Annotated in this window: 21 protein-coding genes; 19 read left to right on the forward strand and 2 right to left on the reverse strand. The window is 32.4% G+C overall.

The window, feature by feature from the left end:
• Positions 1–4 precede the first annotated feature (4 nt).
• Positions 5–826, reverse strand: a complete 822-nt coding sequence (locus T384_RS0101515) for a hypothetical protein (RefSeq protein WP_027119553.1) — start codon at positions 824–826, stop codon at positions 5–7.
• A gap of 329 nt (positions 827–1,155) precedes the next feature.
• Between T384_RS0101515 and T384_RS0101520 the strand changes: the two genes are divergently transcribed.
• The 5 genes from T384_RS0101520 to T384_RS06925 all read left to right on the forward strand — a co-directional run bounded on the left by T384_RS0101520 (position 1,156) and on the right by T384_RS06925 (position 6,653).
• On the forward strand, positions 1,156–1,485 hold the full coding sequence (locus T384_RS0101520) for an MPN207a family PTS transporter accessory protein (protein ID WP_027119554.1): 330 nt from the start codon (positions 1,156–1,158) through the stop codon (positions 1,483–1,485).
• 42 nt (positions 1,486–1,527) lie between these two features.
• Positions 1,528–4,425 carry a PTS transporter subunit IIABC gene (locus T384_RS06095; protein WP_052663405.1) on the forward strand — a complete coding sequence of 966 codons (2,898 nt, stop codon included), beginning with the start codon at positions 1,528–1,530 and terminating at the stop codon, positions 4,423–4,425.
• Positions 4,426–4,701: 276 nt separating this feature from the next.
• Complete coding sequence (locus T384_RS0101530) at positions 4,702–5,160, forward strand: YhcH/YjgK/YiaL family protein (RefSeq protein WP_027119555.1); 459 nt, start codon at positions 4,702–4,704, stop codon at positions 5,158–5,160.
• Positions 5,161–5,333: 173 nt separating this feature from the next.
• Positions 5,334–5,675 carry a hypothetical protein gene (locus T384_RS0101535; RefSeq protein WP_027119556.1) on the forward strand — a complete coding sequence of 114 codons (342 nt, stop codon included), beginning with the start codon at positions 5,334–5,336 and terminating at the stop codon, positions 5,673–5,675.
• Positions 5,676–6,170: 495 nt separating this feature from the next.
• Positions 6,171–6,653, forward strand: coding sequence for a hypothetical protein (locus T384_RS06925; RefSeq protein WP_052663406.1), 483 nt, complete (start codon positions 6,171–6,173; stop codon positions 6,651–6,653).
• Positions 6,654–7,025: 372 nt separating this feature from the next.
• Here the strand turns inward: T384_RS06925 and T384_RS06930 are convergent, their stop codons facing one another.
• Complete coding sequence (locus tag T384_RS06930; RefSeq protein WP_052663407.1) at positions 7,026–8,186, reverse strand: GTP cyclohydrolase II; 1,161 nt, start codon at positions 8,184–8,186, stop codon at positions 7,026–7,028.
• A gap of 518 nt (positions 8,187–8,704) precedes the next feature.
• On the opposite strand from T384_RS06930, the gene T384_RS0101555 reads away from it, so the two are divergent.
• The 14 genes from T384_RS0101555 (at position 8,705) to T384_RS0101625 (ending at position 24,323) form a co-directional block, all read left to right on the forward strand.
• Positions 8,705–11,701, forward strand: coding sequence for an MPN396 family protein (locus T384_RS0101555; RefSeq protein ID WP_027119557.1), 2,997 nt, complete (start codon positions 8,705–8,707; stop codon positions 11,699–11,701).
• 2 nt (positions 11,702–11,703) lie between these two features.
• Positions 11,704–12,240, forward strand: a complete 537-nt coding sequence (gene apt / locus T384_RS0101560) for an adenine phosphoribosyltransferase (RefSeq protein WP_027119558.1) — start codon at positions 11,704–11,706, stop codon at positions 12,238–12,240.
• A 573-nt stretch (positions 12,241–12,813) separates the two neighbouring features.
• On the forward strand, positions 12,814–13,479 hold the full coding sequence (locus T384_RS0101570; RefSeq protein ID WP_027119560.1) for a hypothetical protein: 666 nt from the start codon (positions 12,814–12,816) through the stop codon (positions 13,477–13,479).
• Between the two features lie 30 nt (positions 13,480–13,509).
• The gene (locus T384_RS0101575; RefSeq protein ID WP_027119561.1) at positions 13,510–14,103 is read left to right on the forward strand and encodes a hypothetical protein; all 594 of its coding nucleotides are present in this window, start codon (positions 13,510–13,512) and stop codon (positions 14,101–14,103) included.
• A 393-nt stretch (positions 14,104–14,496) separates the two neighbouring features.
• The gene (locus T384_RS06935) at positions 14,497–14,979 is read left to right on the forward strand and encodes a hypothetical protein (RefSeq protein ID WP_052663408.1); all 483 of its coding nucleotides are present in this window, start codon (positions 14,497–14,499) and stop codon (positions 14,977–14,979) included.
• Positions 14,980–15,012: 33 nt separating this feature from the next.
• Positions 15,013–15,849, forward strand: a complete 837-nt coding sequence (gene kduI / locus T384_RS0101585; RefSeq protein WP_027119562.1) for a 5-dehydro-4-deoxy-D-glucuronate isomerase — start codon at positions 15,013–15,015, stop codon at positions 15,847–15,849.
• Positions 15,850–15,851: 2 nt separating this feature from the next.
• Positions 15,852–17,069 carry a glycoside hydrolase family 88 protein gene (locus T384_RS0101590; protein ID WP_027119563.1) on the forward strand — a complete coding sequence of 406 codons (1,218 nt, stop codon included), beginning with the start codon at positions 15,852–15,854 and terminating at the stop codon, positions 17,067–17,069.
• A gap of 17 nt (positions 17,070–17,086) precedes the next feature.
• Positions 17,087–17,563 carry a PTS sugar transporter subunit IIB gene (locus tag T384_RS0101595; RefSeq protein ID WP_027119564.1) on the forward strand — a complete coding sequence of 159 codons (477 nt, stop codon included), beginning with the start codon at positions 17,087–17,089 and terminating at the stop codon, positions 17,561–17,563.
• Between the two features lie 31 nt (positions 17,564–17,594).
• Entirely contained in the window at positions 17,595–18,482 is an 888-nt protein-coding gene (locus tag T384_RS0101600) for a PTS sugar transporter subunit IIC (RefSeq protein ID WP_027119565.1), read from the forward strand.
• Positions 18,472–19,413, forward strand: coding sequence for a PTS system mannose/fructose/sorbose family transporter subunit IID (locus T384_RS0101605; protein WP_084266095.1), 942 nt, complete (start codon positions 18,472–18,474; stop codon positions 19,411–19,413). Before T384_RS0101600 ends, T384_RS0101605 begins: the two co-directional genes overlap by 11 nt.
• A 1-nt stretch (position 19,414) precedes the next feature.
• Complete coding sequence (locus T384_RS06115) at positions 19,415–19,822, forward strand: PTS sugar transporter subunit IIA (RefSeq protein ID WP_052663409.1); 408 nt, start codon at positions 19,415–19,417, stop codon at positions 19,820–19,822.
• Positions 19,823–19,824: 2 nt separating this feature from the next.
• Positions 19,825–20,175, forward strand: coding sequence for a preprotein translocase subunit YajC (gene yajC / locus T384_RS0101615; protein ID WP_052663410.1), 351 nt, complete (start codon positions 19,825–19,827; stop codon positions 20,173–20,175).
• A gap of 2 nt (positions 20,176–20,177) precedes the next feature.
• A complete protein-coding gene (kduD, locus tag T384_RS0101620) occupies positions 20,178–20,945 on the forward strand; it encodes a 2-dehydro-3-deoxy-D-gluconate 5-dehydrogenase KduD (RefSeq protein ID WP_036498753.1) in 768 nt (255 codons plus the stop codon).
• A gap of 36 nt (positions 20,946–20,981) precedes the next feature.
• Positions 20,982–24,323: a hypothetical protein gene (locus tag T384_RS0101625; RefSeq protein ID WP_027119569.1), complete on the forward strand. Its 3,342-nt coding sequence runs from the start codon at positions 20,982–20,984 to the stop codon at positions 24,321–24,323.
• The last annotated feature ends 5 nt before the right edge of the window (positions 24,324–24,328 follow it).

A 24,328-nucleotide genomic window follows, 5' to 3' on the forward strand; every position in this document is an offset into this window, starting at 1 on the left:
TTCGTTACTTAACAATTAGTTTGACATAGGTTCGATCATCATATGATTTAAGTTCATTTGATCAACCTTTTGTAGCCATAAATTCTTGATAACATAGGCGATCTTTTTTTAAAGTTTGTTTTAAATATGTTTCTGTTTTAGAAAACGATTGATAAAGTTTGATATAACCATCTGATGCCATTACAATCTGATCTTGAGCTTTTACTTTGTGAACTATTTTAAGCTTTAAATTTAATTTAAGACCATTGATGACCGGAAACCCAAACCGGCCATTCAAATTAGAAAAAAACGATTGGTAGTGTAAAATATCTTGGATTTTAGAACGACCAAAAGCATTACTATCATCTGGTTTTGGAACAATTACCTTTAAATCGTTTAAATGTAAATAAAAACTTCTTAAACCCGTCGATAATGTGTCGATGAATTTTTCGTGCGAATAATAAGTATTGTTAATTAAACATGGACAATCTCCATAGCTGACGATTTCTTGACGTAAATCGTTATAAAAAATGATTCCTGCCTGCAATTGATCTTCAGCATGTTCATAAAAATAATGATCGTTGTTTTCATATGCTTTATTGACATAACTGTTGATATATTCGATTATTCTATTATTTGATCAATTGGGGTCAACTGTTTTAAATGCCTGTAAAATTAATTCTTTACAATATCACCCGCTAGTAACTTTATTGGCTGTTCATTTTCTGTCGCTTTTTGGTGATCCGCCATCAACAACAGCTACAAGATGTTTTCCTACAAAGTATCCGTCTTCGTTTTTCTTTTGGGATATCTTGCCAATTGTGCTTTGAAATTTTAATTCGAACATTTTTATCACGACCTTAAATTAATACATAAATTATAAGTTTTTCTAATAATCTTTGGCGTGTTTTATTTTTGATAAATACGTAACTTATACTTATATTTTTATTATTTAATAGTTGCTACTTATAATAATGATGAATATTACTATGGTTTGAAATAATCCTTAATGTTGATACGCAATAGACTGTTTATGTAAAGGTTTCCACAAAAATTAAGTAAACCTTTCCATATTCTGGTAACAAGATTCTTTTTTTCAAGTGTTAAATATATTTGTTTTATTTCTTTTTTTTGATAATATCTTTATTACCACTTCAGGAAGGTAGTTTAAAACTTTTGAATTCAATAAATAACTTTTCTAGTGTAATATCTCATGCTGTTTCAGCTGCTGATATTGCCGCAGGTAAACAATTAGGTGAAATCATTATTTACACATTAGGAGCAATTTTTATTGTCATTGCTATTGTGTCTTTTGTTTTCAGTTACATTTTTTACAAAAAGAAAAGTGCCGATAGAAACGATTTAAATCCAATTTGATCCAAATCAAAATCATTTTGAGTTAAATATCGAGCTAACGGTTTTTTGGTTCTTGGTGTTTTATTTACTTTATTAGCTGTTGGTGGTTTTAGTTCTGCAGGATCAATTATTAACTCTTTTGGGAGGTAACAATTGGTTCTGTTTTTTTTATTTAAATAGAAACGAGATATTATGGCTCAACAAGAAATAAGTTTCAAGCAGAAACTTGTTACCCGTTGAAAAAACCGTAAGCGACGTGGTGGTGGCGGAGGTCGTGAATTCATCGGAAAATTATCCGGTGGAATCATGATGCCGATTGCTGTCTTGCCGATTGCTGGTTTGCTATTAGGGATAGGTTCAGCGATTTTGAACAACATTCCTTCTAGCGTTGACGGATGGTCCGGAAGCCCGCAAGCATTCTTTGCTTTATTTGGATTTGCTAGTTTTATTACAAATTCAGGAAACTTTATTTTTGGTAACCTAGCAGTCTTATTTGCCATTGCTATCGCAATTGCATTTACTGCGGATGCGGGCGTGGCTGGACTTGCTGCTTTCATTGCATGAGTATCCTTTAATGGGATGCAATCTGCAATGATCTTCCCAGTTGCTCCAACAACTGGTGCATTTACATTCAGCACTGACTTTTTAGCTGCTAATGCTACTACTACTGCTGCAGGTGTAACAACTGGCGCTTCACCTAATATTAATCAAGTAATTTCAGATATTCAAAGAATTACTGGCAGTTCTCCTACTGGTTCACAAACTGTAGCTGAATGATTGAAAAATATCCCTGTTGCAGATTGATCAAAAATTTCTCTAGCTGCTGCTGGATCTGGCGCAGATGCTACAACTGCTGCGCAAATTCTTCGCGATGGTACATTTACTACAACTCCAACTGGACTAAGTAATATGCTTTATTGGAAGGATTTGAAATCTGAAGTATTTACTGCAAACACTGGAATTAACTCTTTACAATCTAGTGTCTTTGGTGGTGCATTAATTGGTGCATTAGTTGCTGTTATTTACAACAAAACATACCAAATTCAAATGCCTAAAATTTTAGGATTCTTTTCTGGTACACGTTTTGTCCCAATTGCTAGTTTATTAGCAATGATGCCAGCCTCTGTTATTTTCTCAATGATTTGACCAGGGATTGGTATTTTGTTGGGGATCATCGGTGTTGGTTTAGGAACACTAGCTGCTAACGGTGGTGCTAATGCTTTAATTTTTGGATTTATAGAAAGATCTTTAGTTCCTACTGGATTACACCATGCGTTCTATTCACCGTTGTGATATACAGCTGCAGGTGGTTCAATGCAAAACGCAGGATCTGTTGTTCCTTTGATTCGTGAAGGTGACAAAGTTTTTGCAATTATGCAAAACCCACAACTTGCTGCTACCAGTTGAGAACAAGTTATTCAAAACTTGAATCCCGGGTATGTCTTTTCTAGTGATACAGGAAGTTGAGCAGGTGACCAAAGACTGTGGTTTGCCTTAAACCGATTCTTAATGGGTAAAGAGGTGTTACTATCGAATGGCGATATGTATCGACTCACCTATCAAACCTTTGCTCAGAACACTTTAAATACGGCTTTACCAGCAGTTACATTTACCGGAACAGGAAATGCATTAACAAATGAAATCAATAGCATTGTTGCAGCCGGAAATAACGGTGTTGCATACGACGCTAGTAAATTCCCTGTAGCTTTTGCTGGAGTTAACCCTGGACAATATGAACAAGGTAAATACCCGTTCATGATCTTTGGCTTACCAGCTGCATCTGCTGCTATGGTAATGGCAGCACCTAAGCAAAACCGCAAGACTGCTTTATCAATCGTTGGTTCAGCTGCATTAACTTCGTTCTTGACTGGAATTACCGAACCAATTGAATTTACATTCTTGTTCTTAGCTCCATGATTGTTCTGAGGTGTGCACACTGTTTATGCGGCCATTAGCTTCTGATTAATGTCCTTACTAGGTGCTAACGTTGGTCAAACCTTCTCTGGAGGTATTATCGACTTAGGTATTTACGGATTCTTGCCAGATGGTTTAGGTTACCACGTAAATAGCTTCTGAGCAATTGTTATTGGTGTTCCAATGATTCCGATTTACTACTTCACATTCTATTTTGCAATTACTAAACGTAACTTGCAAACTCCAGGACGTGGTGGTGCGTTGAAGACTAAGAAAGATTACTTGGCTCAACAAGCAAACAAGAAGAATCAAAACCTTAACGTTAACGCTGGATTCACTCCATTACAACTTAAGGCATACGAACTTATTAATGCTTATGGTGGTGAAGATAACATCACTGTTGTAAATGCTTGTATTACTAAATTACGTGTTTCTATTAAAGATCAATCAAAAGTTGACAAAGAAACAATTAAAGATTTAGGTGCGGCTGGAGTTATGGACATGTCTCCAACTCTAAGTCACGCAATCTTTGGGGTTGAAGCTGAAGCAATCAAAACGCAAATGAACGCGATTATGCAAAACCAACTAGATAAGACGAAATTGAAACAAGCGGTTGAAGGATTTGATCAGCAAGCACCAGCACCTGCTGCGCCCGCACCTGAAAAAACTGAAAACCTACCTAAAGAAATAACCATCTTATCACCAATTAGTGGGATTGCAAAACCATTAAGTGAAGTTCCTGATGTTGTCTTCAAAGACAAGATCATGGGTGACGGATTCGCGTTTGAACCAAACCAAGGAATGATTAAAGTTCCAAGCGATAAAGACGTTAAAGTCGAAGTCGCTTTCCCTACTGGACATGCGTACATTGTTGATGTTGACGGGGCTAAAGTTTTAATCCATATTGGAATTGAAACTGTTAGTCTAAATAATGGTGTCAGTGATCCAAGTAAATTAGTTGGTTTTAAACCAATTGCTAAACAAGGAGAACTTGCGAGTCAAGATTTAACCGATGTTGACTTTGACTTCATCCGTTCTAAGAATTTGAAAACAATTACACCAGTAGTTGTATTAACGGAAACTTTAGCTAAATACAATTTAGAAGTATTAGTTAAAGCAAATGATGTTGTTACTTATAAACAACCAATCTACAAATTGACTTTAAAAAATTCTTAGTTTTTAAAGTTTAATAAAAAATTAATTAGCCATCTCATTCGAGGTGGCTTTTTAATTGTTGACGACCATTTTTAAAATCATTTTTTTTGATTTTATGGATTATGTTTTTCAAGCTTTAAATTCACTTTGAAAAAATTTGATTAGTGAATGGGATTTGGTTTAAGGCTATAAAATCAACGGTTTTATTGTTTACTTCTTTTGCGATTTTTTCAACGAGAATGCTAAAATAGAATACTTAATTAAAACTAATTGAATTAATGAAGAAAGAAGTATCTTATGATATTTGACAGAATCGCAAATTTATCACGATATAAGGGAATTCATCCTAACCTAGATAAAGCTATTGCTTATTTACAACAACATAATTGACGCTATTTACCAAAAGGTAAATTTCATATTGATGGTGATAACGTTTTTGGTGTTCATGAAGAATTTGATGGGTATGATGATGAACATGTAATGTATGAAACCCATCAAAAATATGCAGACTTACATATATTAGTAGATAAAAACGAAAAATACTTTTACGAACAAGGCGATGTTATTAAAAATGTAATTGAACCTTATAATGATCAAAATGATGTCGCGTTTTTTAAAGTTGATGCAAAACGAACATTATTAAAGCCAGTTCGTGGAGAATTTGTGTTCTTTTTTCCCGGTGAAGCTCATGGCCCAAAATACATAGGAATTCAAGGCAAACTTAAAAAAATTATCATTAAAATGAAATTCAATTAAAAACATCATTTTGATTTTAGATCTTATATAAAAAGCAACCAGTCCCACTTAAATTTTGATCAAAATCATCTTTTTATTAATATAATTGTCAAAATAATCTACAAGTTTATTAAAATCAATAGATAATTATATAGTTTCAAGATTAAATTATTGTTATAAAAAGGTCTATTTAAATGAACAGAAAATATAAAAAATTACTATACCTTTGAATCCGTTTGGACGAAGCTTTCAAAATCTATGAAGTTCCTACTGAACTCGTTTATTCTTGAAAAGATGAAATGGCAGCTTTAATTAAAAAGCTTATTTCCAAGTCTGAAGGATCAAGCGATTTAGAAGCAAAATTACGAAAGAAAGCATTTAAAGAGTTTGTCTTGAGTCCTTTAGATTCTGAAAAATATGGTGTCCTTTTTAGATTACTGAAAAAGTCACAAGTCTTAACAGATATCATTCATGATAAAGAAATCACTGAATTGACCAATTATATTGCTTCAACCTTCCAGGAATCCTTTCAATAAATTTAATTTAAGCTAACAGTTTATATACCGTTATTAAACTTAATATTTTTTCCATTCAAAACTTAGTTCGAATCGTATGATTCGCGGTTTTTTTATTACTTTGTAACTGTTTGTTAATCCAACGTTTTTTAACTCAATCATTTATGATACTTACAAAAATAATCATTGGTCGTAATTAGAAATGAGTTTTCTAGTTGTGCTTAAGAAATGAATAAGCACCTTTTTTGTTAGTACAGCTGATTTAATAAAGTTTTTTAGTCATAGATCTTGTGTTGGTTTTTGCTATTTATTTTTTGATCATGTCTTTTTAATTATTTTCAAAATCGTCGGGATTTTCAAAATTTTTTAATGAAGGTGAAAGTGTTTTCCTACCGTTAAATTGTTTTTTTCATACTAATTAATTTTCAATAAAGATTGTTTTTTTTAAAAAAATTTTTGAAATATTTTTCTTAAATTTTAGACCTTTTCGACATTATATTTAATAGGAGAATAAAAATGAAACAAAAAACTATAATTCAAGCCTATTCAAAATTAATTTCACAAGTTAAAGCTGATGCTTGTTTGCATGAAAATTTTGAATATACACACGTTCTTGATGAAAATAACCATTTGAAAATTATAATTGAATCATTAAAAGTCAAAGAAATTAACGAGGACCCTGTGATTACTTTAGAACAATTAATGCGTATGATAGTTCAATTGACCAAAAAAGTAGATGTTGGTTTTGAAGAAGCCAAAAAAGAAAGAATGATTATAAAGCAAGATCTAACCGAAACAAAAAATGAAGTTTTAAAAATTAAAAAACGACTTGATAAACACGAAACTATCTTAAAAGAACATTCAGCTATCTTAAAAGAACATTCAGCTATCTTAAAAGAACATTCAGCTATCTTAAAAGAACATTCAGCTATCTTAAATGAACATTCAGCTATTTTAAAAAAGCATGATGGAATATTTAAAAGAAATAATTTAAAGTAATTTTTACAATAGAAAATTAACGAGGACCCTGTGATTACTTTAGAACAATTAATGCGTATGATAGTTCAATTGACCAAAAAAGTAGATGCCGATTACGAGCAGACCAAAATGCCAAAACTGTTTTAGAATATGGATTTTTTTAATAGTCAAGCAAGTTGTTAATAATGATTTTAAGGTGAGTTTTGAACATAAAGCCTAAGACAATTTCGTATTTCTTTTAGATAGAAATTTTTGGTCCGTTCATTGTCGCAATCTAGATTAATTTACTATTTACTTGATTATGCGTGGTCAAAAACTATATAAAAAACAGTAATAAGCTGCCCTGTTGGTGGGAAAGTCTTTATTACTGCTTTTGATGTAAAATTAATTATTTTATTTAGCTTTAGTTTTCTTTTCTAAGTGATGCATTTTTTTGACTTTAATATCCGTATAGTTTTTGGCTGCAATGGATAAATTTTCATCATTTGTTCAAGCACTTACTAAATGGGTTTTAATTCCCCGGTATAAAAAGGGATAGATTTTGGCCGGATTATTTGTTTTCAAATTTACTTCTTTAATTCCTAAATCGTAGGCAATTTCAGCTGGGGCATCAAATAGTCGATTTTCGTTGAATCCAACTGTGTTCATCATTGCTTCGACAGTGTCTTCGCCAAATTCTGCAGTTCGAATATAGGCGTTAATCTTATTTTCTAAACCAATGCCTCGCCCTTCTTCTTTAGCGTAAATAAATAAGAATGGTTCACCTTTCAATAAGTATTTTTTGATTGCCATATTCAAAAACTCTTCTTTTTGGAATAAGCAATCGCAATGTTGTGAGTGTAAAATTTCTGAAGTTTCGCACATATGATGAACCCTTAAATTAACAGGTTTGGTTAAATCACCAGCATATAATAGCGTAAAATCAACAACTTTGTTTTTTTCGCAACCACTTTTTAAACGGGTTTGGGCAATTCTTAAATTAACATAGAGTGGTTTATTTTTGAGAATCTTTTTATATTCGTCTTTAGCTCCAAAATCTAATTGGAAATGTTTCATTTCCTGACCAAAACGAATTCTAGCATAAGACCGGAACGAAAATCACAATTGCCCATCATATTTACCAATCGTTTTTTGATCAACGGAAGAAAGATTTTCTAATGCTTTTTTCATTTTTGGAGTTGCATTAAATATTTTGACCATTACTTCAGGGGTTGGTTTTAATCATTTATTTCCTTCGTGTAATAAATCTTTCTTGTCAGTTGATAAAATTAAATATGTGTGGGAATCAACATAGTAGTTATAAATTCGATTTTTATCACTCAGATACTGGATGGTGTTAAATAGCTTTACCAAGGGATCAAATTTCACTTTATCTTGGCATTCAAAAACTTTGTCAGGAATTTCGTTATAGTCAATGCTCACAACATTTGGCTCTGGTTCTAGTTGATAAGTGAAAGTTGATAATCGTTTAGGGACATGACCAGCATGATCGGCAAGTTTTTCATTAAGTAAATTTTCATTGGGGTAATTAACAAAGCGTAAATAGTATTTCATTTTAATCCTTCATAAAATGTCATTCTTCATATAAATAATAAAAATCGTGATGAGCAAAAAACCATTTCATGCACGAGTTTTATTAATTAAATCATTATTATTATACGCTTGTTGCTTATTAAAGGGGCTTGTTTACAAGAACATCACCAATTTTGAATTATTTCTTTTTTTAAGATTTAGCGCTTTTTATCGCCTTTATTAGATTTTTAAAAGATTGAATTAATCCATAAATAAAAACGGATGGGGTCGAAGATAAGCTGCTTTTTCGATTTTTTCAAAAATTAGATTTTATTTTTGGAAAGGTATTTCTTATGAAAATTTTGGCAATAGTTTTTTTGTCAAAACTGATGACTTTAAATTTTTCTTTGCAAGTAGATTTAGATCTTGCATTTTTTCTTTAAATTTATTAAATTTAATTACAAAATCAAGTGTTATACTAAGGCGATCTGTTTAATTGGGATATTTTGATATAATTTTAAAGTCTATAGACGGCAAAAGTGATTTTGCATAGGAATTCAATGTTTAAGAAAAAACCCTCATTTGACCTGCTTTTAAAAAGTGGTTTTATCTTTATTTTGATGATACTAAGTTTGCTTGGTATCATTTTTGGAGCATTACGAATTTCGTCTGTTACGTCCCGTGGTTCGACATACGATGGAGCGGTTTCGACTACAGTATTTTTCTCGCCATATAAAGAAAATGAACAAACCGCATCAACCCAACAGCCAATTCAAGATACGTTTGCTTCAGCTCGCAACCCTAATGACACAACTTTAATGAGTGATCAAGAGATTCAAGCGATGTTAACTAACGCAGCAAACACTTATGCTAATCGTTTGTTTTTGCAAGGTTTTAATCAAGTTACAATCACCCAAAATTTAAATAATCAGCAAGCTGCTAATTTTACGGATGATACTGATCCAGATATTGCTTCAATTGTTAATTCTTCATGACTTATCAATAACGGTTTACCGTCTTTAACCATTACGGTTAATAAAAATATAGTTCAAGGCGCTAACGTTACAGATCGCGATTACGATCAACAAGTTTTGAGATCAGCACTATTTAATGTTTCCCGAAATTATGACCTCTCATTGCAAACGACTGATGGCCACGTTATTTTTGATTCTAATTCACCAGAATTTATTGCTAATTCATTGCAAGCAGTTCAACCCCCAACAGGTTCAACTTCTAGTGCATTAACTTTTGAATTAAACATCCCGGGATCAACAATAAATAACGATCCTAACGGAATTACAAGTTACATTAATAGTAAATTAACAGGAATCACTACTGATTATAATAGTGGTAATGGTCAATCGAGTGTTAATGCACCCGGATTTGGTTCAAATCGGGGGCGGGTTTTATTTCCACCTGCTGCATCTTCGACAGATATTCGAGGGAACCAAGATATTGTTTTATGAAACGATAAACCAGCCGCTTTACAATTTGTCAGAAATATCTTTGCAACACCAGAAGGATCAGCTGCATATTTTAGCTTTTCAACTCAAGAACGAGCTTTATACGACTTTTTACACCGTAATGGTACTTATGCTTCAAATGACCCTTCACATTTAATCGAAGGTGTTTATAATACGGCAGCTGATATTCACTTGAATGATTTGTATTATTTATATGCAATTCCTAAAGCATATACGGTTGCTGCAGCTAATACAAATGCAAATAACAACACTTCTAGTGCTGATGTCACTACTCCTAGTGATATTCGTACTAGTCGCGGTGGATCAACTGATTTTTCAAGTTTATTTAGTCCTTATATTTTATATGAAGGTCGAGTTATTACAAATAGTGAATCCGCAACTATAAATCCGACTGTTCAATCATTATTTCCCACTAACCAACAATTAAACTTTGGCGGAAATACCAAAGTAGTTTTATCGCAAATTTTACAAGGTACAGGAACTTATGGTTCACTCAATTTTGGTGAAGCAACCCGATTAAAATCACTATTAGAAAGTGGCCAATTACCGCAAGATGCTATTATTGTTGGTGCACTACCAACCCTTCAAAATGCAGCAATTAGTTCAACTTTAACAACAGTCAACGGAATTGGTCGAATTGATGCCTTTGGTTCTTCTTTAATTGCTTTAGGTGTTGTTTTATTAGCAGTTGGAATTATCGTTAGTATCTTATATAAGGTGCCAGGGATATTTAATTTATTATCAATTATTTTAGGATCTGTTTTAACTGTTCTCTTATATGATCGTTTCGGCGGACAAATTGATTTATATACATTTATTGGTTTGTTTATTAGTATGGCAGTTGGAGTTGGTACTTTAATTTACATTAATGAGGTCTTCAGGCGGCACGTTCGGAATAGTACTTCGCTTGGCGAGGCCGCCCGTTTAACTTATAAGAGTACATTTATGAAAGTGGTTGATGCCCACTTAATTACTTTAGTTCTAGGATTGTTGTTAATGTACGTTGGTCGTTATCAAGAACAGTCCATTGGCGTTATTTTTGTTGTTGGTTCATTTACTTCATTCTTCATTGTTTATGGTTTATCTGTTCTTTTAAATAAAGTCTTTTTTGCCATTAACAATTGAACGAATTATCGTTGATTTGTTTATAAACGAGATGCTAAATGATTGAACGAAATAACTGGGCAATTAGAATTAAAGAGTCATGATCATTTACAATTGAATGAAGTTGTGAATTCTGCGGATTCAGATATTCATAATTTGTTTAAACAAAAAACCCGCTTTGATTTCTTGTCAAAGACCGGGATTGGCTTATTAGCCTTTTGGCTAATAGCACTTGGTGCTGGAATTGCTGCAATTGTTTTATTTAGTGAAAATAAAATCTTTTCGTTAACCGCAATTACACAAAATTCGGCAACAATCGTTTTGATGGCGGCAATGATTACATTTGCCATTGGTTTAGTTTACTTTATGTTGCGTTACCGCTGGTTGATTAGCATCCCTTATCTTGCGGTGGGATTGATTAACTTCTTTGGGATCTTAGTTGCTCCATTGGCTTTAGGAACAATCTTAGATATTCGCTTCCAATTTGAGGGGATTCTGATTTTACTTGGCACATGAACAATTAGCCACGTAATGATTGTTTATGGAATTGGGTGGAATTACCAATACTGGTATAGTTATGCAATTTACAAAAAGCAAACAATCCACCAAATTATTTCTAACAATATAGCTAGCATGAGCCGGTTCAGTGTTTTTAATTACTTTGTCTTACCGTTCGCTTTAATCGTCTTTAGTGCATTTAATTATGGTGGTTTTTTAGGAACAAGTTTTAATCTTTACTTATTCGTTTTATTTGGCTTTGGTGCGATTGGCAATTTAGTTGGCAATCTTAGCAGTTGGGTATTATTACCGCAATTATTAGGTTTGATGATGCGTGTGCGTCAAAAGGTGATGATTAAGCAAGAAATCCACCAAACCGGAAAGGTCAAAAAACAACAAAAATCATATGACAAAGTGGATGAACAAATTATTCCTGGAATTAATCAGAGATTGAGTGAAAGGCGGTACTAACAATGAATAAATTAGTTGTACAAAAAATTGATAAGAAAATCAAACGGGTTGAAGACTTCCCAATTAAAGGGGTATTGTTTTATGACATTACTCCAGTCTTACAAGATGGTGAATTATTTGCGAAAATAATTGCCAATATGAAAGCTTTTGCAAAAAAAGTCGGAGCGCAAGCAATTGCGGTTCCAGAATCGCGGGGTTTTATTTTTGGTGGAGCATTAGCTTATGCAACAAAATTACCTTTAATTTTAGTTCGGAAACCAAAAAAATTGCCCCGGCAAACATTTCATGAAAAATATTCGTTGGAATACAACGATAATGCTTCATTAGAAATGCATATCGATGCCATTAAACCAAAACAAAAAATTTTGATAGTGGATGACTTACTAGCAACTGCTGGAACTGTTCAAGCGATTTCTCGCTTGATTAAAAAAGCTAAGGGCCAATTAGTTGGATATAGTTTTTTAATTGAATTATTAGGTTTAGGTGGAACTGAATTACTAGATAAAAACTTACCAGTTAACGTAATTTTAAAATACTAGAATTTAAGACCCATAAGACATTGAGAAGTAAGGCTGCAAGGCCTTACTTTTTTTATTATGTTCTTGTTGGTTTTTAAGCTATAAATTTAGACATATTTTTTTGAAGCTATAGCAATATTTATGCAGATTGAAAATATTATAGCTTTTACTTGAATCTAATTAACTTTTCGTTTTCACCAAAAAAATGATTTAAAAAAGATGTTCGTCCGTTTGTTTTATTTAGATATTTACAAATTTTAAGTTGATTAGTTTAGATTTTAAATTAATAAAATTTTGATTGAGTTTAGTATAACTATATAACTTCGTTTTCTTTAAATCAAATGAAAGAATGGATTTTTGATCAAATATGTCTAGATTTCAATTTACTAAAAAAATAAATTATTTATTTTGTTATTGTGAAAAATGCGGGAATTTTAGAAAATTTGTTCTCCTTGGAGATTTAGATATTTTTAGTCCTGAGTTTAAACAAGATCTTGTTGTAATGAAATGTAGCCTATGTAATTCAGAATTAAAGATTGACACCCAAAAAATAAGAGACTATTACGGTAGTCTGTGTTCTTGCGAGTAGATATTATGAGTTTACCTAATTGAGCCGTTACTTTAATTGCTATTGTCGCAATAATTATTGTTGCCGGAATTATTCTTTATTTATATATCAAGCGGAAGAAAAACGAAAAGATTAGTAATTCTGAAAATCATTTTTTGTCTAATTATTTTAAAAAAGAAGTTAAACTCCCTACTGGAAAAAAGTTTTGAAATCTTTTTAGCACTTTTAATAACAACGAAAAAAATGATGAATCAGAAGTTGATAATTTATATTTCGTAATTCCGAAAATTGCTCCTTGTAGATTATGCCGAAAATGAGAAGGTAGAGTTTTATCTCTTGTTAAATCTAAAAATTTTGAAACTATGGAAAAAGCCATTGAAGAAGGATACCATCACTTAGGATGTACATGTATTGATTTACCTTTAAAAAAGATGACATACGACTTTGATCGCCCATTTCCTATCCAAAAGCAATCACGTGCTTTTCAAGATAAAATCACTCAATATAATTTTGAAAAAGCGTTTCGCGATCTTAACAAAAAAATTAAAGAAAATAATGAAAATAAAGAATTGAAGGAAATTTATTTAAAATTAGAACAGGATTATTTAATTTTTTTGCAAGGTAAAATCCACTTGTCAAGAGATGAGAAATATGAAAATCCAGATTTGGATTTTCTTGAAACTTTGCATTAAATAATTTTTTTAAGGAACAAGTAAATATTTATGAATTCAAATAAAATTAAAATTAACAACTTTCTTACTCATAAAACTGAATGATGAAAAAATAATATAGTAAAGTTGGAAATTATCCAAAAATTTGTCCAAGAGTCTAAATACAATACTTACAAAATTAATAGCGACGGACTTATTAGAAAAATTAATTCGTTTATTGATTATTTAATTGTTAGAGCATATTTTCCTTTTCGTTATGAATTTTTAAAATTAAATAAAAAATCAAAAGATTGAAGAATTAAAATAAAAAAATTTTATACAAGGTTATCTCAACAAGCAATTCAAGAGAATTATTTTCATATTGATTTATTAAAGAAAAATGTTGCTTTAGTTTTAGCATCTGGAATTTGAAAAAATACATATCTTGATTTTGAAAACGTAAAAACAGACTATGACAATTACGTTCAAAAGTTCAATTTTTCGATCATTGACTCTTCAAATTTTTCTATAGAAGATTTAAAACGGTGTATCAGCTTAAATAAATCTGAATACAAATTAGAAGTAAAAAACGATGTTTTGATTATGAAATTAAAATTTAAAAATAATTTTTTACAATTGTGTAAATTGTTGGGCAAATCTATCTAAGAGTTAGTTCTTTAAAGTTTATATATTGTTTTTTGCAGGTAATTAAGGGTTGAAAATTCTTGATTACCTGTTTTTTTTTGTATAGATTTATATGAAAACGTTTACAAGAGATTTTATTTTCTTGTATGTAAACGTTTACAAAAATCGTACTACCGAGTTCAATTATTTATGGTTTTATAGATTCAATATGATAATATAACCGCGTCCGAGCAAAAAGAGAATTATTTTTCTGCGTCGAATTAAATTGTTAGTTTATTGAATTATTTAGATATTAACTAACTTTTTATTTATGCCCATGCTTGGAAAAAAACGATGTTTTAAAAACATCAATAAGGAGAAGCTTTTATTTCACTTTCAAAAGATTCACAACGTCTTGGAAAATTTAAGACGAGCATGAAGAAATGATCACGAATTATATGCGAATGCTTTTTAATAGCAGTTATCGTTGGCATTTATTTCGTTCAATCAGAACAATTTGCTCCAGTCTCACCAACGACGCAAAGTACGGATGTGTTTAGAAACCCAAATCCGGTATTGGATATTTTGGTTGTGTCAATGCCACGACAAATTAATTGAGCTGCATTAGTTTTATTTGCACTTGGTTGAATTTTGTGGGAAATTGCATGATCAAGATATGGCAATAGAAAAATAGCAATCGCATCAATGGTATTAGTTTTCTGTTCCTTGTTCTTAACAATGAACTTGATTTCTTATGTTTTTGGTGTTTGTTCTATTCTGTTAATGACGTATTTTTCAATAAAAATTCCTTGGTCTCAATCAAAGGATGCTAAGGTAGATGCTTTTGTCAAAAACAAAGAAGCTTTTTCATCATCGGTTAAACGATGAAAATTATCTTCGATTTTCAAAAAGAAATAAATTTATTAATTTAAAGAAGAAAAACCAAAAATTATGAAATTACGAACAATCTACGCTGCTGGAAAAAATGAAACGAAGGGATTTGATACTGAAAAATTAAGAAATAATTTTTTAGTTTCTGATTTATTTCAAAATGGAGAAATCTCGCTTGTATATTTGCATTACGATAGATTAATTGTTGGTGGTGTGGTTCCCACAACTAAGAAATTAGACCTTAAATTGTCATCAGAAATTGGCTCAAGTTTTTTTCTGGAACATCGCGAATTAGGAATTATAAATATCGGTGGTGCTGGAACCATTGAACACGATGGTGGTAAAGAAACTTTGGAAAATAAAGATGGGCTTTATTTACCGGTCGGAAATAAAAAAATTATTTTTAGTTCTAAGAATGCCAAAAAACCAGCTAATTTTTATTTGGTGTCCACTTTTGGAACTTCAGTTTACCCGGTAGTAAAAGTTGACCTTAAGAAGGCCAAACCAAACAAAATGGGTTCAATTGAAGAAAGCAATACACGCACCATTTATCAATATTTTCACCCAGCAGTATGCAAAACCAATTCTTTGTTAATGGGTTTGACTATATTAGAAAAAGGCAATATGTGAAATACTATGCCTTGCCATACTCACGAACGTAGAACAGAATGCTATTTATATTTAGATGTTAATTCTGAAGATCGAGTATTCCACTTTATGGGTGAACCATCTGAAACAAGACACTTAGTATTAAAAAATCAAGATTTCGTAATTTCCCCTCCATGGAGTATTCATACAGGGGTTGGGACTTCTAACTATGCTTTTATTTGAGCAATGGGTGGTGAAAACCTAGATTATAAAGACATGCAATTTGTTAAAAAAAGTGACTTGAAATAATTATGTTTAAAAATGAACCAGAAAAAATTATTAATAAAAATTTTCTAACTGATAGTGATTTGTTAACAAAAGATGATGTTAAAAAAATATTATCTGACTTGCACAAACAAACGCTGAAAAATTTAGAGTTTTTTGATGGTAAATTTCCAACTCCAAACACAACGAATAATATCTACCAAATGATTTCATCAAAAGAATGAGACAATTCTGAATGAACGAGTGGGTTTTGGATTGGAATCATGTGAGCTTTATGAGAATTCTCTCACGATGATGTCCTTAAAAATAAAGCGTTATCGACAATTCCTGAATGACAATGAAGAATCGAAAATCATATAGGCGTAGACCACCATGACATGGGATTCTTATTCATTCCAAGTTGTGTTGCTGCATATAAGCTAACTAGTAATTCTCAAGCTCAAAAAGCTGCTTTACTAGCTGCAGATAACTTAGTCAGTCGTTATGTTAAAAATGCTAAATTTATTCAGGCTTGAGGAAAAAAAGGTTCTGATGATGAATCACGATTAATCATTGATTGTTTGCTGAATATTCCAATCCTTTATTGAGCTAGCGAAAATGGTGGCCCTAGTGAATATGCTGAAATCGCAAATAATCATTTTTGAACTTCGATGCAAACTGTTATTAGAAGTGATGGAACAACTTATCATACGTATTACATTAATAATAAAACAGGGGAACATTTGTATGGCAAAACTCGACAAGGGTATAGTGATACATCTTGTTGAGCTAGAGGGCAAGCGTGAGGAATTTACGGAATTGCTTTAAACTTAAAACATCTTCCTAAAAATTCAAAAAAGTTTGATGATTTGCTACAACTCTTTTATAAAGTTAGTAATCAATTTTTAAATAATTTAGGTACAGATGATGATGTTCCTTACTGGGATTTAATCTTTAATGATGATCCTTCTCAAGTTCGCGATACATCAGCTGGAGCCATTGCAGTATGTGGTTTCTTAGAAGCGCTAAAATATTTGCCAGTAGATAAAAAAACTTTTTACCAAAAGGCCGCTCACATCATCTTGCGTTCATTAATTAATAAGTATAGTAGATTGTCTGATGTTGCTGGTTCTCCTTTTTTATGACATGGTGTTTATTCATGACACTCTAAAAAGGGGTTGGACGAAGGTAATATCTGGGGAGACTACTTTTTTGTGGAAAGTCTAATGAGAGTTTTTGATGAAAATTGAAAACCTTATTGATAGATTAATTGGAGGTTGAAATGGCTAAAATAATTCAAATTCGGGTTGATGAACGTTTAATGCATGGGCAAGCATCTGTTTGAATGCAAACTAACGGATGTAACTCGGTTATTGTTGCAAACGATGGATCTGCTGAAGATAAAATGCAGCAAGAATTAATGCTTGTTACTGTTCCTAAGGGAGTAAGATGTCGTTTTTATGGAATCAATCAGTTGATTGAGATTTGACCAAAGGCTGCAGATTGACAAGTGTTCTATATCGTTGTTAAAAGTGTTGATGATGTTTATAAATTAGTGATGGGTGGATTGCCCATTACTGAAATTAATTTAGGTAACATTCACTTAAGCCCTGAACGCAAACGTATTACAGGATCAATTAACTTAAGTGATCACGAAAAACAATTAATTCGTGAAATGTTGGATAAAGGTGTTAAATTCAATACTATGTCTTTACCAGGTGTTACTAAAGGTCTTGTTGATATTTCAAATTTTTGTTAATGACTTATTTCTATAATGAAAGGTATATATAATGTTTAATAACGTTCCTAATCCGGACTTTATGATATCGACGGGTCAAGCCATTATCATTGGTATTTGAGCCGCTATCGCTATCGCTGGATCATTGCTAGGAAACTATACCGCAACTCCGTTAATTTATGCGGCAGGTGTTGGGATTATTCTTGGTGACGTTCAAAACGCAGTCATTATTGGTGCTGCTGGCCAATTAGTATGACTTGGTTTTGGAATCGGTCAAGGAGGTGTTCGTCCTCCAGATCCAATTGCACCCGGGATTTTTGCTACAGTCCTTGGTGTTCAACAAGCACAAGTTACAGGTGTTCCTGTAACAATCGCTGATGCTGGTCAATGAATTGGGATTTCAATCCCTATTGGAATCTTGTTCCAATTTATCTTTAATGCTGTTTACACTTTGATGAGTCCTTTAGTTGGTCTGTCTCGCAAGGCAGTTGAGAAAGACCGCTACATGCTATTTTACTTGTATTCCAACTTAACTATTTTCATTTTCATGATTATTGCATTTATTGTTGGTATTGCAATTGGATTTAGTGCTAACGTCGTTGGTCAAGCCGCTCAACAATTCCCAAATTGATTATCTCAAGGGTTAAAAGTTGTTGGTGGATTGTTACCGGCATTAGGATTTGCGTTGATCTTGAAAGTAATGATGAAACGTGAGTACATCGGATTCGCGTTACTAGGATATTTCCTAGAACTGGTGTTTGAAGCAATAGCTACAGGAACTGGAGCATCGATAAGTGTATTTGCTCTTGCAGTAACTGCATTAGGTGTTGCTTTAATTATCTTAGCTGTTCCTAAATTAGCTAATTTAACTGCTGCAAATGGTCCAAGCAATGCTAATGTATCAGTTGCAAGTTCGAAAGGAGAAGACGATGGAATTTAAACAATCCTCACCCGAAATTAGTACTGATTCTAGTTCGTTTGTTGCAACAAATAATGCAACAAGTGTAACCAAATCTGATGATGATTCTGGCTTTGTTTCCGTAGCCAGTCCTGCTGCTCCGCAAAGAAAAAAATTGGGTCTATTTATTTATATATGAGTAGCATTCCGATCATACATTTTGCAAAATGCGTTTAACTTGGCCAACTTTCAAGGTATTGGTTATGCTAATGCAATTTATCCTGGATTGAAACGTATTTATGGTCGAAAAACACTTGCTCTACGTGAAGCTGTAATTAGTAACATTGAATTTTTCAATAGTAACCCGCAGTTTGTTCCCTTGATATTTTCGCTCCATTTAACCTTATTAGATAATGGGGTAAGTGTTGCAAACGCGCGTACTATTAAAATTTCGTTGATGGGTCCTTTATCTGGTATCGGTGACACTATTAGTCAATTTGCATTATTTCCTTTATTCAGTTCAATAGGTGCTGCTTTATCTGCAACTAACGGAAGTATCATTGGACCAGTAATTTTCTTAGTTGGAATCAACATTGTTTTAATTGCAATTAAGGTTATTATGGGTTACTTAGGATGAAAACTTGGTGAATCAGTTATTTCCAAAATTTCAGATAAGTTGCAATCGATTATTAAAATTGCATCCATGATCGGTGTTACTGTAATTTCATCATTAGCAGTTCGTTTGACTAAAGTTAACTTTAATTTAGTTCAATCGCAGGTTGAAGCTACGGGTCACGTTCAAACTGTTTCTGCACAAGTTATTTTAAACAACATCGCACCTTATTTAGTTTCGGGATTATGAATTATCTTCATTTACTTGATGGTTTCTAAATTCAACTGAAACGCTTACCGGGTAATCGTTGTTACTGTATTAGTTGGATTAACTTTATCAGTATTCGGGATTCTTCAATAATATGAGTTATAAAATTATCATCGCTGGTCACGCAGAATATCCGTCTGGAATCAAGAGTTTTCTTGAATTAGTAAGTGGAGTAGAAGCTCCTATTATAACCCACAATATTAATGAAACAATTTTGATCGATCAATTTGAAAAAAATCTGACTCAAACTTTAAGCGACGGCCAGGATGCTGTGATTATTTGTGATTTAGCTGGTGGTGCGCCGCATCAAACATCTGTTAAAGTAGTTAATCAAAATCAACGAAAAAACGTTGTAGTTGTGGCTGGGCTTAATATGGCATTGATTATGGATCTCGTGTTAAAAGTAACCATTATTGGTGTTGAATCTACTAGTGAGCTAGCAAATTACTTGAAAGAAAAAGTTCAAGGAATGGGCTCGACTGCTCATATTTTTGCGAATTAAAAATGTCTGTTAGTGAAATTGTCATTTATGTCCTATTGGCATTAATAATTCTCCAAATTGTTTTATCTGCTACACTTTTTCCTTTTTTAAGTAAAAAGAAAATGAAAAAAGAAGCTGAGATTCAAAGAAAGATGCTTCGCGAAATAAAAAATGGGCATGAAGTCTTATTGGTTAGTGGGATTTTTGGGAAAGTTGTTAATAAAAAAGACAATGATCTTTGAATTGAAATTTCACCTAATGTTGTTGTCAAGGTTTCAAGAAGTGCAGTTGCTGGATTTTTTGATGCTGATTTAAAGAAAAAACAAATTGCTGAACAAGCCGAAAAGAAGAAAGTCAAAAGGTGAAAAAGATAAATATGGAATTTAATATTAATTATTTTAGTTTAAAAGATAAAGTTGCAATCATTACAGGAGCAAATATGGGATTAGGTTTAGCTTATGCTGAAGCGTTTGCTAGTCTAGGTGCAAAATTAGTTGTTACTTACTATGCTCCTGAATTGGATGACATCAAAAAAGTTGCAGCAAAATATAATGTTCCTTTGTTATTAATCAAAGCGGATTTAACAAAAGAAGCAGATGCTGAAAATTTAGTACAACAAACTTTAAAAGAATTCAAACGAATCGATATTTTAGTTAACAACGCTGGAACTATTTTGCGAAGCCCGTTATTAGAATATCCAAACGATTACTGAAACAAAGTGATGAACATTAACATTAATGCTGTTTGAGTACTTTCACAAAAAGTTGCTCGTGTAATGGTAGAACAACGCAGTGGAAAGATTATTAACATCGCTAGTATGTTATCTTATCAAGGTGGTAAGTTTGTTCCAGCTTATACGGCATCTAAGCACGCTGTAGCAGGGTTAACAAAAGCATTTGCAAATGAACTTGCTCAATATAACGTTCAATGTAATGCAATTGCTCCAGGGTATATTGTTACTGCTAATACAAAAGACATTCGAGCTGATGAAGCCCGCAACAAGGAAATTTTATCACGCATCCCAGCTGGTCACTGAGGTGAAACACACGAACTTATGGGTGTTGTAGCATTCTTAGCATCTAAGGCTAGTGATTACGTAAATGGTAGCATTATTCCTGTTGATGGTGGATGATTAGCTCGCTAATTAAAATTCATTAAATTTAAGGAGCTCATACATCATATGAAGCTTAAAAAAACAAAGTTGAAGTTTCTTGGCTTATTTGGTGCAGTTGCAGTTGTTTCATCAATTGCTGCAAGTTGTGCACCAACTGGTAATAATGAGGTTGTTGCTACTGATGGAAAAACCGGAATTGATAAGACACAAAAAACAATGTCAAATCAGGATTTTACTTCAGTACTAGACAACATTAGTGATTCGTATAACATGAATTATTTTCATGTTAAAAATTTACAAGACTTGAATAGTTCTCAGAAAAAAAGTTTTTCTGATGCCGTTCGATGAACGCAAGGAAATCTTATTCCTACTTACTTAGCTTTTCAAGATTTAGCAAACGCTGTTAAAGCGGGTGATATAAATAAAATCACAGAAATTTTAAAAGCCACTAAAATTATTACTCCAATCAAAAATAACAATAATCCTGCTCTTAATGATCCAGACCCAAAGGCAGATCCAGATCTTTGAAAAAAACTGAAAACTGATATGGACAATTTGTACCCAAATGCTTCGTGAGAGGTTGATGCAACAGCGCGAATGTATTTTGCCGGAAACTTTAATAGCGGATGGGGTAGTACTAATGAAACTCATCAATCTGCAGCTGTTAAAGCATTTTCGAGTGCATTTGAATTAATGTATCGAAAAGAAGAACAGGCTTCATTTGATAGTGCGAATAATGTAATTCCAAATTCGGGATTTCAAAATTCTTCATTAGTTCGAATATCTATCCAAAAAGCAGTTTATTTAGCTACTGCAGTTGGTGCAAATTATCCACAATACTATCAAAACGGTAATATTCCAGGAAACAGATTGGTTACTAATCCCTATTACCAAGATTCTGCTGAAGGAGCCAAAGCAAATGAAGCTAAGCAGCAAGTAATTAAAGTATTGGAAGATTTTTTAGATAATGTTACTTCTAAGTATTACTATCCCAACCAGATCCAATACGTTAACTGGTGGTTTTATGAAATTGGCATCCCAAAGGATTTAACAAAACTTTTGGTTGCTGCAAGTTACTCTGTTCCTTCTGCTAAAATCGCTCAATGAGCTAATAGTATTAATTACTTTTTGCCAGACGTTAGATATGGAGGTGCTTCGCCAACTGCAATTTTGGCTTACCGTCCTGTTACATCTAGACGGTTGCAAACTGGCGCTAACTTAGTTGATAATGCGAATATTTTGTTGCAAACTGCAATCCTTGAAAGAAATTCAGAAAGCGTTAACAACATCTTTACAGTGCTAGCTGATAATTTGTTTAATAGTTTTGTTACTTCTAGTGATGGTTTTTATGCAGATGGATCATTTATTCAGCATAGTAATCTAGCTTATATTGGATCGTATGGTGTTGACTTATTTAAAGCTTTTTCTAGTATTGTTTTGTACTTTGATGGCTCAGATTTCAATATTCAACATGATCCAAGATTTTTAAATGTTTACAAATTTATTGAAACAAGTATTATGCCTTATATGTTCAATGGTTCAATTGCTGATAATCTTAGCGGTCGGGCTGTAGTTCGTGACGATTTTTCTTCACAAAAACAAGGCTTAACAATTCTTGCTTCATTAACAGTGCTGTTGGATAATGCTCCAGCTCAATATGGACCAGTTTTACATAACTTCATCTTGAATCAAGTTAAAGGAATTACAAATTTAAGTTCATTAATTTCAACTTATAATATTTCTGCAGTGTTAGGTGCCCGTCTTTTAGCAATCCAAACTGAAAATAAGGAATTACCTACTACTCCAAGAACTGATATTGATTGGCAATACTATGAAACTAATTCAAATGCTGATTCAGTAGAATGATTGAATTTGAATCAAGAACAACGAGACCGATTAAATGCTTCTACTGGAAATAAAAACTTTTCTTTAGGTGGATATGATTTACTTCAAAAAAATAATGGTTTAGTATTTTCGAAAAATCAAAATCGTTATGCTTGAAACCAAGATGGTTTTGGATTCTACATTAGTTTGCATGATCAAAAAAATGGAATGTTTGAATCTACCTTAGGTGAAAACGAAAGCGCATTCTATCAATCAGATGGTGCAACTGCTTTATATACGACAGCAAATTCAAATCCTTACGGTAATGGTTATTGGCAATTAATTAATCCTTATTACGTTCCCGGAACTTCTGCAATTGATTTAGGTTCTCCTGATGTTCAAAAAGACGCTTTCTTAACATCTTTAAAAGCTCAATTTGCTTCAAATCCTAGTAGTGTAGATGCAAAATATTTGACTGCTTCAAAACAACTCAAGAACGATTTTCAACTAACACAATTGTTTATGACAGATCGGGCAACTGAGTCAGAAAAATTGAATCAACAACTTAACTATTCATACAATAACGGTTTAATTTTTGATCAAACTGGAATGGTGCAAGCGAAAGTTGATAATTACCAACGCAAAATTAATGAATATGGTGAAGTTGGGGTAACAACCAATAAGGCTTATTTTATGATTAATGGTTCAATTATTGTTGTTGGTAATACACATGCACATAATAAATCAGACTCGTCAAAAGTAGTGACGACTATCGAAAATCTTTTAGATAACGCCAGCACAAAAATTACCAAAGGTACTGTTAGCCTTAATGGAACAGCGCATGATCAATATAAAATTGGAACAAATGATTACACTATTTTGCAAAACCAAAATAATGTGAAATCAGGTTCTGCTGCAAAAGTTTCTACTGCAGTATATGCAGACACAGCGTTAATGACAAGTGCGAATGCCATTAAAGCTAAGTATATGAATAGCACCGGATTTGTTACTCCTGCTAATAATACATTCAATACGTTGTGATTTGATAATTCAACTGATAATACTTTTGCGTACGCAATTACACCTAATGCAAATGATAATTTAGCTGCAACTTTAAGTAATATCCAAATAATTGCTAACGATGAAAATTATGTGGCAATCAAATACACTGATCCGACAACTAAAGCTGAGTACTATTACGTTAGTACATTTGCAGACGCAAGTTTAAAAATTAAACAAGCACAATCTAAGAATATTAGTTTCGATAGTCGAACCTTTGACCCTCCGTATTTAAAATTAGATGGGATAAATACGGAATTGAAATCTGTCCAACCAACGTCACTAATCCTTAAAAAAGACGCAAATAACAAAATCTCAGGAATGGTTTCGGCCAGTCTTCCTGAAACAAGTTATTCTGTTGAATTTAGAGGAGCTAAATTTAATTCTATTAATTCTAGAGATTTTTCAGGAAATAAAGAAGTTGTTTTGTCTCCAAGTAGTGATGGTTCAAGTTTGCTGCTTGTAAATAACCAATTGGGGAAATTTAATGACTATTTGCATAATGCGTGATTTGAAATTAATTAGAGGTT

Origin of the sequence: Mycoplasma testudinis ATCC 43263 (assembly GCF_000687795.1) — a bacterium.
GTDB classification, from domain to species: domain Bacteria; phylum Bacillota_I; class Bacilli_A; order Mycoplasmatales; family Mycoplasmoidaceae; genus Mycoplasmoides; species Mycoplasmoides testudinis.